The sequence below is a fragment of the Sphingopyxis sp. BE235 genome, assembly GCF_031457175.1.
GTDB lineage: Bacteria > Pseudomonadota > Alphaproteobacteria > Sphingomonadales > Sphingomonadaceae > Sphingopyxis.
In genome coordinates this window covers 714,402-725,284 of record NZ_JAVDWC010000001.1, presented here as the reverse complement: position 1 = coordinate 725,284, position 10,883 = coordinate 714,402, and the positions used below count along the sequence as shown (strand labels likewise).

Sequence of the window (10,883 nt, the reverse complement as noted above, 5' to 3'; positions counted from 1 at the left end):
GCCATCTTTCGCGCCCTACAGGGCGGCGAGGATCGGGACAAGGTGGCTCCCCTGCTCGTCGGGATGTCCATCATCTTCGTCATCCCGGACTTGATCCGGGATCCAAAGGCCAACGCCGGCGGGGATGGACCCCGGATCAAGTCCGGGGTGACGAGAAATGATTGGTCGCCACCTTTTCCGCGTTCGCGCGTAGGACAGGGCGATGACCAACAGCTTTAACCGCCCCGCCCTTATCTGTAACCTGCGCAGCGGCAGCTCTGACGAGACACTCGTCGGCCGTTTGACCGAGATATGCCGCGCGGCGGGCGCGCCGCTCGTCCGCACGATCATTCTTCCCGACGCCGACCTCCCGTCGGCCGCCACGCTCGAGGGCGACGGCATCGACCTGCTGCTGGTCCTCAGCGGCGACGGCACGCTCAACGCCGCCGCGGGCAAGCTCGAAACATGGGGCGGCGCGATGCTCCCGCTTCCCGGCGGGACGCTCAACCTGTTCCACAAGACGCTGCACGGCGATCGCGGTCCCGAGGATATTTTGCAGGACGCGCTCGCGGGCAAGGCGCAGAGCGTCCATCCGCCGACGATCCTCTGCGACGCGGGGCGCGCTTATATCGGCGTCATCGCGGGGCCGACGACGGCATGGGCCGAGGTTCGCGAGCAATTCCGCTCGCTGAGCCTCAGCGGCCTCGCCGAAACCATCCCCGATGCAATCGATGCGACGCTTTACGGCGACGGCGTCCGCATTCTTGGATCGGACGAGTCTTTCCAGGCGATCAACCTGACGCCAAAGTCCGACCGCATCCTCGCCGAAGGGTTGATCACCGACAGCGCCGGGTCGATCCTGAGCCACGGGATCGCCTGGCTCGGCGGCGATTTTCGCGAAGGGCCGAGCGTCGACCTGTCCGAACGCCGCGCGGTGGTCATCGAAAGCGAAGGATCGATCGGCCTGCTCCTCGACGGCGAGCCCGCCGAATTGCCGTCGGGCGCAACCTATCGCCTCGAGGCCAGCCCGCTCGCATTTCTCGCCACGGCGCCCGCCACGCCATGACGCGGCTGTTCCACATCAGCGACCTGCATTTCGGGCTGGAGGACCGCACCGCGCTCGCCTGGTTTACCGATTGCGTGCGCCGCGAGCAGCCCGATGCGGTGCTGATCACCGGCGATCTCACGATGCGCGCGCGCAGCCATGAATTTGCCGCGGCGTGCGACTGGATCGGCGCGCTCGACGTGCCCGTGACGGTCGAGGTCGGCAACCATGACCTGCCCTATTTCAACCCCTTCGAACGCTTCTTCGACCCCTATCGCCGCATTCGCGGGATCGAGCGGCTTGTCGAACGCGAACTCGATCTGGCGGGCGTCGCAGTGGTGCCGCTCAAGACGACCGCGCGCGCGCAATGGCGGCTCGACTGGTCAAAGGGCTGGGTGACGACGCGGGCGCTGGAGAAGACGCTCGCTGCAATTGATGCGCTGCCGCGCGGCTCGACGGTGCTCGTCACCGCGCACCACCCGTTGGTCGAAGCCGGCACGAAGGGGCGCGCGCTGACCCGTGGCGGCGAACGGGCGCTGCGCGAACTGGCGCAGCGCGGCGTCGCGGCGGTGCTCACCGGCCATGTCCACGACGCCTTCGATCTCGTCGCCAAAACCGCATCCGGGCCGATCCGCATGATCGGCGCGGGGACGCTGTCGCAGCGCATCCGCTCGACCCCGCCGAGCTTCAACGAGCTGCGGATCAAGGACGGCGAGATCGCGGTCCGCGTTCGCAACGTCGAGGCGGTTCCGACCTTCGACATGCAGATCGACGACGTGCCGCCCGACGCATTGCCGCCGCGCGCACCCGGCGAACCCGTAGCACCGATCGACGCCGTGCCCCCGGTCGATCCGCCGGTGCATTGACGCGCCGCCGTATCCCGTTACGTTGCAAGAAAAAACGCAAAATGGGATGAGAGACGATGCTGACAAAGGGCGACGATTTCCCGCTGCACCAAAGTGCCGAGCCGATTGCCTTCGCGGGCACCGACCGCAATTTCTATGATCGCTATTTCTTCAACGGCTATTCGCCCGACGGGTCGGTCTTCTTCGCCGCGGCGATGGGTTTCTATCCGCAGTTGGGCATCGTCGATGCGGCCTTTTGCGTGTTGGCGGGTAGCGTGCAGCATAATCTGCGCGCAAGCCGACGCTCAGGGGGCGAGCGGCTCGACCTGTCGGTGGGGCCGATCGCGATCAGCATCGACGCACCGCTCGAAACGCTGACGCTACGTATCGCCGCGAACGATGGCCCACTCGCCGCCGAACTGCATTTCACTGCGCGGCATTTTCCGATCGAGGAGCCGCGCTTTACCCGCCGCAACGGCACGCGCCTGTTCATGGACTATACGCGCATGACGCAGAACGGCCATTGGTCGGGATGGCTCTCGGTCGATGGTGCGCGCGTCGATGTCGGGGCCGACTGGGCCGGAACGCGCGACCGCAGCTGGGGTATCCGCCCCGTCGGCGCGGCCGAGCCGCAACCGCCGCCGCAGGGCAATTTCCACCAATTCTTCTGGCTGTGGACGCCGTGCAATTTCGAGGATCGCTCGCTCTTCTTTCACAGTAACGACGACGGCGAAGGGAGCCCATGGAACCGCCGCGCGGTGCTCGTCGGCGCGAACGGCGGCGAGCGTCATTATGCCGATCCCACCTTTGCAGCCGAATGGCAGCCGGGCACGCGCCGCCTGAGCAAGCTGACCGCCGATTTCGATGGCAGCACGCGGCTGACGCTCAGCCCGGGCGGGCAGACCTTCGCGATGAGCGGGCTCGGCTACACGCACCCCGTCTGGGGGCACGGCTTCGACCATGGCGGCCTCGAGATCGCACACGACAGCCTGTCCGAAGCCGAACGGGCGTGGGGCAATCCGCTCGCGATGCACGTGCAGGCGCTCGTCCGCGCCGACCTCACCGACGGCGATCGCAGCGAGGGCGGTATCGGGGTGCTCGAACAATTGTTCGTCGGCCCGCACGCCCCGACCGGCCTCACCGGTCTGATGGACCCCGCGCCGTGAGTTTTCCGACCTCGCCCGAGGCGATGCAGCCGACGTGGCTCAGCGCGGTGCTCGGGCATCCGGAAAAGCTGAAGGGCTTCGTCGCGGCCAAGGTCGGCACCGGGCAGATGTGCGACAGCTATCGCCTGACGCTCGACTGGGACGCCGGCGTCGACGCCCCCGCAACGGTGATCGCCAAATGCCCCAGCCATGACGAGGCGAGCCGCAATATTGCCAGGCTCACCGGCACCTATGTCAAGGAAATCAGCTGGTATCGCGAGCTTGCCGCCGCCAGCGGGGTTCCCGCGCCGATATGCCATTATTGCGATATTGCCGACGATGATGTCGACTTCGTCCTGATCCTGTCCGACCTCGCGCCGGCGCAGGCGGGCGACCAGCTTGCCGGTCTCGGCCTCTCCGGGCTGATCCCCTGCATCGAAGCCGCGGCAAAACTTCACGCCTATTTGTGGAACGACGCCCGGCTCGCGCAGATGCCCTCGCTTGCACGCGACAATGCGGGGCTGATCCGCACGCTGTTCCCCCAGCTCTATGCCGGCTTTCGCGAACGTTATGCGGAAAGGCTCGCGCCCGAGGTGCTCGATCTCGGCGCCGGACTCGTTACGAAACTCGACGCCTATCTGGCGCGCGAGCCTTCGGTCCGGACGATCGTCCATGGCGACCTGCGCGTCGACAATATCCTCTTCGCGCCCGACGGCGAAGCCTGCTGGATCGTCGACTGGCAGACACTGGGGCGCGGCAGCGGCGCCGCCGACCTCGCCTATCTGGTCGGCACCAGCATCGCCGACCCGGTCGAGCGCGCGGCGGCCGACCGGCCGGCATTCGACCATTGGATCGCGGCATTGACCGCCGCGGGCGTCAAGCCCGATGCCGCAGCGCTGTGGACCGACTACCGCGTCGGGGCCTTGAGCGGCTATTTCATGGCGGTCTTCGCCTCGATGAGTGTCGAACGCACCGCGCGCGGCGACGAGATGTTCGCGGTGATGGCCGAACGGCCCGCACGGCAGGCGCTGGCGCTGGGGAGCCTCGATCTGCTTTAGTTCTCTATAGGGGGGGCAGAAGCCGACCGCTAGCGGACCTTCTTCTCCCCTCCCGCTTGCGGGAGGGGTGACCAACTCGCTGCTGTAATGGCAGCTCACCACCCAAAGCCGACAGCTGACCGGTTTTGGCCCAAAGGAAAAGGGCGGCCCGTTGCCGGACCGCCCTTCCTTTCTCCGTCCGTCGACGAAAGAAACTGATTAGCGCTTCGAGAACTGGAAGCTGCGGCGGGCCTTGGCCTTGCCGTACTTCTTACGCTCGACGGCGCGGCTGTCGCGGGTCAGGAAGCCGGCCGACTTCACAACGCCGCGCAGCGCGGGTTCGAAGCGGGTCAGCGCCTGCGCGATGCCGTGCAGCACGGCGCCCGCCTGGCCCGAGAGGCCACCGCCCTTGACGGTTGCGATCACGTCATACTGGCCAACGCGCTCGGTCAGGCCGAAGGGCTGGTTGATGACGAGACGCAGCGTCGGACGTGCGAAATAAACTTCCTGGTCGCGGCCGTTGACGGTGATCTTGCCCGTGCCGGGCTTGACCCACACGCGGGCAACGGCGTCCTTGCGGCGGCCGGTCGCATAGGCGCGGCCCTGCTTGTCGACGATCTTTTCGCGCAGCGGCGTGGTCGAGACCGGAGCGGCAACGGTGCCTTCGACGGCGCCGGCGAGATCCTTGAGATCGGTCATGGTCTGTTCGTCAGCCATTATGCACCCACCTTGTTCTTGCGATTCATCGACGCGACGTCGATCACTTCGGGGCTCTGCCCTTCATGCGGATGTTCAGCGCCGGCGAAGATGCGCAGGTTGCGCATCTGCTGGCGGCCGAGCGGGCCACGCGGGATCATGCGTTCGACGGCCTTTTCGAGCACGCGCTCGGGAAAACGGCCTTCGAGGATCTTCGCGGGGCTCGTTTCCTTGATGCCGCCGGCGTAGCCGGTGTGCTTGTAGTAACGCTTGTCCTGCAGCTTCTTGCCGGTGAACGCCACCTTCTCCGCGTTGATGACGATGACATTGTCACCGCAATCGACGTGGGGGGTGAACGACGGCTTGTGCTTGCCGCGCAGGATGTTGGCGATAATCGAAGCAACGCGGCCCACAACGAGACCCTCGGCGTCGATCAGCACCCATTTCTTTTCGACCGTCGCGGCGTTCGCCGATGCGGTCGTCTTGGTCAGCGCCTTCATCATGGCGACCTCCTTGACAGATATGGACTAGGACGAGCAGCCATGCCGCCGCCCGAAAACAAACCGCGCCGCCTGATCCTTGAAGGGACGCAGCGGCGCTTCGGAGCGGGCCAATGGCGCCAACCGAGCGGAAAGTCAAGCAGATCGCGGCTTTGCTGACAGGTATTATGATACCTTTAGCTTTGCGGAACGATCTCCAGCGCTCGAACCCGCTCTTCGACGAGGGTCCGTCCGTCGCCCTCGGCATCGACGATCCAGCTCTGCCGCTGCTCGCGCATCACCAGCCCCGTCGCGGTGTCGACGGTCCACAGATTGTCGATTTCCAGCGGCTTGGCGGCACCGGCAACGGGCGCAGAATCGCGCTCGACCTTGGCGATCGTCTGCAACGCGCCGCCGTGCGTGATCGATATGCTCGCGCCGTCCGCCTGTGCCGAGAGCGGAATAGCGCCATTGGCAGGCGCAACCAGCGCCCGGATATCGGCGGTCGCCAGCTTGTCGCGTTCGGCAGCGGGGAGCGCCGCAATCAACTGCGCCAATTGCCTGGCTTCAGGCCGCCCCGCCTTGGCGCCCACTGCCTCGATCCGCGCGGTCACCCGCTCCCACAATCCGTCCGGATCGACCATGTCGATACGGCTGCCGTCGGGCGCGACAAGATAGGCGATCGGTTCGCCGACGAGCGGATCGAGCATCAACGACAGCGCGCGGGTCACTTCGGGGCGGGCATCCGAATCGATCCGCTGCAGCACCGCCTCGAGCCGGTAACCGCGCCCGACGCGCTGCCATTGCAGCGCATAGACGAGCGAGAAGTTGATCAGCGATCCTTCGCGGCCGATCCGGCGCGTCGTCACGCGGTAGGTCATCGGCCGGCCCACCGGGGGAGCGAACTGGAAATGCACGGCCGTCGCAGCCGGAACGTCGCCCGGCTCAGAGGACGGAAGGGGCTGGGCCGCCAGCAGCAAGAGCGCGCCGAGGCTGCCGGCCGGGATCATGCCGAGCAGCGGCCCAGTCGGTGAAGCCCCGCCGCGGCGATGGCGACGAGGATCGCACCGGTCACCTGATGCCACACGGCGACCCACATCGAAACGCCCGAGACGACGGTCCAGATGCCGAGCAGCATCTGCGCCGCGACGACCGCGAGGATCAGCCGCGCCTCGATACGCGCGCCGCGCCGCGACAGCGTGCGCGCGAGGAGGAGCAACGCGAGCGCCGCCACCCACGACCACCAGCGATGGAGGAAATGGATCAGGAAGGGATCATTGGTCAGCGCCAGCCAGACGCCGCCCGCCCAGTCGATACCCTCGGGCACGAAATGATCGTTCATCAGCGGCCAGCTGCTCGCGACATAGCCCGCATTGAGCCCCGCGACCCACGCGCCGAGCAGCAGCTGGACGAAGAGGATCGCGATGACGCCGATCGCGGGTCCGGTCAGGCGCGCCGGCCGCGCCGCGGGATCGCGCGCCAGGCTGTCCAGATCGCGCGCCGTCCACACTAGCCCTGCGAGCAGGAACAGCGCAGTCAGCAAATGGGTGGCAAGGCGGAAATGGCTGACGTCGACGCGATATTCGAGGCCCGAGGCGACCATCCACCAGCCGATCGCGCCCTGCAATCCCACGAGCGCGGCAAGTGCGAGCAAGCGCCAGCCGTAACCGCTGGGGATCGCGCGGCGCCAGGCGTACCAGATCAATGGCACGACCAGCGCCATGCCGACGAGCCGTCCGAGGATGCGGTGCAGCCACTCCCAGAAAAAGATCGCCTTGAACCCCGCCAGCGTCATGCCGAGGTTGATCTCCTTATATTCGGGGATCTGCTTATACTTCTCGAATTCCGCGATCCATCCGGCCTCGCTGAGCGGCGGCAGCACGCCCGAAACGGGGCGCCATTCGGTGATCGAAAGCCCCGATTCGGTGAGGCGGGTGATACCGCCGACCCCGACCACGATGATCACGAGTAATGCGACCGCCCACAGCCAGCGCGCGAGCGCCGCGGGGCGGGGTTGGCGGGCGGCAGGCGCCGGCAAGACAGAGGCGTGCGTCATGGCCCGCCCTATCGGCGCTTGCCGGGCGATAGGCAAGAGGCCCGGAACCCGGCGTCCCGCGGGAAATTCATGGCCCCGACAGCTGCGACTTGATAGGGGACGGCGATGCTTCGCAATGCCCGATCGATCTTCGCCATCCTGTCGTTGTCGATGGCTGCACCGGCTTTAGCCCAGCAATCCCCCTACGCAGCGTTGGCCGCAACGGAGGCACGCGTCGCTACCATCGGCTTTCGGTTGACGACCGCCAACGCCGCCTGGTGCCCGGTACGCCAGCCGCAGTTCGGGTGGATATGGGGCGACCCGCGCCTTTATGCGGCAGACCGGCGCACCGAAGCGCTCGCGGCTTATGGTGCCGTCGACCAGCTTCACCCTTACATTGCGGCGCTGGCCCCGCACTCGCCCGCCGCATCGGCGGGGATGAAGGTCGGCACACCCGTCACAGCGATAGCGGACGCGCCCGTCCCCGACGGAATCGGGGACCATCCCTTCGCGCGCATCACGGCGATCGAAGGCAGCATGGCGGCGCTGCCGGTCGATACCGCGATCGCATTGCATGTCGGTGCCGGGCGCATCGTCAGCCTCACCCCGGTCGCCGGCTGCGTCAGCGATTTTCGGGTCGAAGCCAATGAAAGGCCCGCCGCCGTCGCCGACGGACGGATGGTCCTCGTCAACCAGGGCCTTGCCGATTTCGCCGCGGATGACGCGGAACTCGCGGCCGCGATCGCCCACGAGCTGGCGCATAATATATTGCGTCACCGCGCGCGGCTCGACGCGGCGGGGGTCGATCGCGGGCTCGGCAAGCAATTCGGCCGCAATGCGCGCCTGTTCAAGCAGACCGAGGTCGAGGCCGACCGGCTGTCGGTGTGGCTGCTCGCCGGCGCGGGCTATGATCCCGCCGCGGCAGGGCGTTTCTGGTCGCGCTTCGGCCAGCGAAAGGGACGGCCGATGTTCCAGGCCAGCACCCACCCGAACTGGCGCGACCGCGTCGCTTCGCTCGGAGCCGAGGCGGCGGCGATCGCTTCGCTGCGCAAAGCGGGCCAGCCGCTGCACCCGCCGCTGGTCGGCGCCCCGCCGCCCTTGGAATAGGCGCGCGCACATCCTATTTCGGGAACAATCACTTCCCCCCGAAAAGGATCGACGCCCATGACCCAAGAGACCGCCATTTTCGCCGGAGGCTGCTTCTGGTGTACCGAAGCCGTGTTCCAGTCGCTGAGCGGCGTCGAGGGTGTCGAGAGCGGCTATATCGGCGGCAGCGTCGAGAATCCGACCTATAAGCAGGTCTGCGGCGGCGACACCGGCCACGCCGAGGCGATCCGCATCACTTTCGATCCCGCCGTCATTTCTTACGACGATTTGCTCGACGTCCATTTTGCGACGCACGATCCGACGACGCTCAACCGCCAGGGTAACGACATCGGCACCCAGTATCGCAGCGCCCTCTTCCCGATCGATGCGGCGCAGGCCGATGCCGCGCGCGCCGGGATCGCGCGCGCCGCTGCCGATTGGCCCGCACCGATCGTCACGACGATCGAGAGCGCGTCGAAATGGTATCCGGCCGAAGATTACCATCAGGCCTATTGGGACGGCGAAGGCCAGCGCAATCCCTATTGCATGGCGGCGATCCCGCCGAAGCTGGCTAAATTGCGCAAGGGATTCAGTGACCGTTTGCGCGCCGAATAGACGAGGATGAATCGATGTGGCCGCTGTTTCTATATGGTCGCATGACGTCACTTTTCATTGACTTTCCAATTGTTTTGACTAGCGGACGCGCCTTCGCTGGGGCAGGATGCCCCTGAAACGCAGTTGGGGGCGCGGCCAGGTGCTGGCATCACTGTTTCTGATCGGCGCGTTGGTGACGACGCCGCAGATGTCGGTTCAAGCCGCAAGCCAGACCGTTGTCGAAGACGGGTCGGGCGGGATGACGCGCGCCGTCAACCGGATGGTGGGCGGCATCGTCAGCTATGCGCGCTGGCCCGATGGGTCGGCGGCAACTGCCCGGACGATGTGCGTCGTCGGCGCGCCGCGGCTGTCCGATCGCATGGCGCCCGATGTCCCGGGCCCCGGCTCGGTCACGGTCCGCCGGACGACCACCGCCACCGTCACCCCCGAGTGCGACATCTTGTTCCTCGGCCGGATGCCCGTCGCCGATCGCCGGCAGCTCATCGCCTGGGTGCGCGGCCGTCCGGTCCTGACCATCACCGACGATGACGCAGCATGCATCTATGGCGCGATGTTCTGCCTCAGCAACAAGGCGGCGAGCATCAGCTTTTCGGTCAATATCGACGCGATCGGGCGCGGCCCGCTGCGCATCGACCCGCGTGTCCTGCGCATTGGCGGCGGCAAAGGGGGCGCGGCATGACCGGCCAGACCCCCACGCCCTCGGTCGAACGGATCGGTGCGCGCACGACGCTGCAAAAGCTGCTGTCGCGCTTTCATTTCGGGATCACGCTGTTCGCGGTCGCGCTTTCGGGCCTGACCATCCTGCTCGCCGGGGTGACCGCGCTGCGCGGCTATGCCGATCGCAATATGGAACTCGCAGCGCAGCTGGGCGCCTATGGCGTCGAACCCGCGCTGGTGTTCAACGATCCGCAGGCAGTGCGCGAGGGGCTGGAGCCCTTGACGCGCATTCCCGGCATCGCCCGGCTCCGCGTGCTCAACGACGTCGGCCGGCCCATCACCGAATGGGCCTCGCCCAGTGCCGACCCGGCGCCGATCCTCACCCGCATCTTCTTCCCCCGGCCCTTTGCCGTCACCGTCCAGCGCAACGGGTCGGCGATCGGCACGATCGAGGTGTGGGGCGACAGTTCGACATTGGTCGATTATGTCCGCCTCGGCCTGCTTGCCGGCTTCGGCTGTCTGCTGATCACGGCGTTCGGCACCATCTTCCTCGCGCGGCGTTTCGAATATGAGCTGGTCAAGCCATTGAACGAAATTGCGACCGTCGCGCACGACGTGCGCCTGCACCGGCGGTTCGACAAGCGAGTGAAGCCGCTCGGCATTGCCGAGCTCGACCGGCTGGGCGGCGATATCAATGCGCTGCTCGACGAACTGCAGGGCTGGCAGGGGCATATGGAAACCGAGCGCGCGCTGCTCGCGCACCGCGCGTCGCACGACACATTGACCGCGATGCCGAACCGCGCCGCGTTCGACGAGCAACTGGCGGAGCATATCCGGTCCGCAGAGGGGCGTGGCGACCGCTTTGCGCTGCTTTTCATCGACGCCGACAATTTCAAGGCGGCAAATGACAATTTCGGCCATGCCGCGGGCGACACCGTGCTCGTCGCGCTATCGGCCTGCATCAAGGAAACGCTTCGCAAGGGCGATTTCGCGGCGCGGATCGGCGGGGACGAATTTATCGTCATCGTCGACCCGCTCGACACCGACGCCGCCCCCGGCGATCTGGCGAACCGGATCCGCGCCTGCGTGTCGCAGCCCATCGCGCTGCCGGGCGGCGAAACCTATCGCGCGGCGGTCAGCGTCGGCGTCGCGGTCTTCCCCGACGATGGCACCAACGCCACCGCGTTGCTCACCGCGGCCGACGCCGCCATGTATGCCGACAAACTGACCAACCGTTCCCGATGATGACCAGCGGAGTGATGCC

At 66.8% G+C, this 10,883-nt stretch carries 12 protein-coding genes; 8 read left to right on the top strand and 4 right to left on the bottom strand.

Translation table 11 applies throughout. The features are described from left to right. The first annotated feature begins 202 nt into the window (after nt 1-202). The 4 genes from J2X38_RS03500 to J2X38_RS03485 are packed head-to-tail and all read left to right on the top strand — an operon-like array spanning nt 203 to nt 4,072. A complete protein-coding gene (locus J2X38_RS03500) occupies nt 203-1,045 on the top strand; it encodes a diacylglycerol kinase family protein (RefSeq protein ID WP_310251386.1) in 843 nt (280 codons plus the stop codon). Continuing rightward, nucleotides 1,042-1,890 carry a metallophosphoesterase gene (locus J2X38_RS03495; protein WP_310251384.1) on the top strand — a complete coding sequence of 283 codons (849 nt, stop codon included), beginning with the start codon at nt 1,042-1,044 and terminating at the stop codon, nt 1,888-1,890. The genes J2X38_RS03500 and J2X38_RS03495 overlap by 4 nt, the downstream gene beginning before the upstream one ends. Before the next feature lie 56 nt (nt 1,891-1,946). Continuing rightward, a complete protein-coding gene (locus J2X38_RS03490; protein ID WP_310251382.1) occupies nt 1,947-3,035 on the top strand; it encodes a hypothetical protein in 1,089 nt (362 codons plus the stop codon). After that, the gene (locus J2X38_RS03485) at nt 3,032-4,072 is read left to right on the top strand and encodes an aminoglycoside phosphotransferase family protein (RefSeq protein ID WP_310251380.1); all 1,041 of its coding nucleotides are present in this window, start codon (nt 3,032-3,034) and stop codon (nt 4,070-4,072) included. Before J2X38_RS03490 ends, J2X38_RS03485 begins: the two co-directional genes overlap by 4 nt. Before the next feature lie 198 nt (nt 4,073-4,270). Here J2X38_RS03485 and rpsI read toward each other — a convergent pair whose 3' ends face one another. The 4 genes from rpsI to J2X38_RS03465 form a co-directional block, all read right to left on the bottom strand. Then, complete coding sequence (rpsI, locus tag J2X38_RS03480) at nt 4,271-4,768, bottom strand: 30S ribosomal protein S9 (RefSeq protein WP_058536938.1); 498 nt, start codon at nt 4,766-4,768, stop codon at nt 4,271-4,273. Then, entirely contained in the window at nt 4,768-5,247 is a 480-nt protein-coding gene (gene rplM, locus J2X38_RS03475) for a 50S ribosomal protein L13 (protein WP_310252677.1), read from the bottom strand. Before rplM ends, rpsI begins: the two co-directional genes overlap by 1 nt. Nucleotides 5,248-5,423: 176 nt before the next feature. Next, the gene (locus J2X38_RS03470; protein ID WP_058536939.1) at nt 5,424-6,236 is read right to left on the bottom strand and encodes a hypothetical protein; all 813 of its coding nucleotides are present in this window, start codon (nt 6,234-6,236) and stop codon (nt 5,424-5,426) included. Continuing rightward, nucleotides 6,233-7,282 carry a COX15/CtaA family protein gene (locus tag J2X38_RS03465; protein ID WP_310251376.1) on the bottom strand — a complete coding sequence of 350 codons (1,050 nt, stop codon included), beginning with the start codon at nt 7,280-7,282 and terminating at the stop codon, nt 6,233-6,235. Before J2X38_RS03465 ends, J2X38_RS03470 begins: the two co-directional genes overlap by 4 nt. A 105-nt stretch (nt 7,283-7,387) precedes the next feature. Between J2X38_RS03465 and J2X38_RS03460 the strand changes: the two genes are divergently transcribed. From J2X38_RS03460 to J2X38_RS03445, 4 genes are all read left to right on the top strand, one after another. Next, complete coding sequence (locus J2X38_RS03460; RefSeq protein WP_310251374.1) at nt 7,388-8,368, top strand: M48 family metallopeptidase; 981 nt, start codon at nt 7,388-7,390, stop codon at nt 8,366-8,368. A gap of 57 nt (nt 8,369-8,425) precedes the next feature. Then, a complete protein-coding gene (gene msrA / locus J2X38_RS03455; protein WP_310251372.1) occupies nt 8,426-8,962 on the top strand; it encodes a peptide-methionine (S)-S-oxide reductase MsrA in 537 nt (178 codons plus the stop codon). A 139-nt stretch (nt 8,963-9,101) separates the two neighbouring features. Continuing rightward, nucleotides 9,102-9,641 carry a YfiR family protein gene (locus J2X38_RS03450; RefSeq protein ID WP_310251370.1) on the top strand — a complete coding sequence of 180 codons (540 nt, stop codon included), beginning with the start codon at nt 9,102-9,104 and terminating at the stop codon, nt 9,639-9,641. Continuing rightward, nucleotides 9,638-10,864 (top strand): diguanylate cyclase, encoded by a 1,227-nt coding sequence (locus J2X38_RS03445; protein ID WP_310251368.1) that lies wholly within the window; start codon nt 9,638-9,640, stop codon nt 10,862-10,864. The genes J2X38_RS03450 and J2X38_RS03445 overlap by 4 nt, the downstream gene beginning before the upstream one ends. Nucleotides 10,865-10,883: the final 19 nt, after the last annotated feature.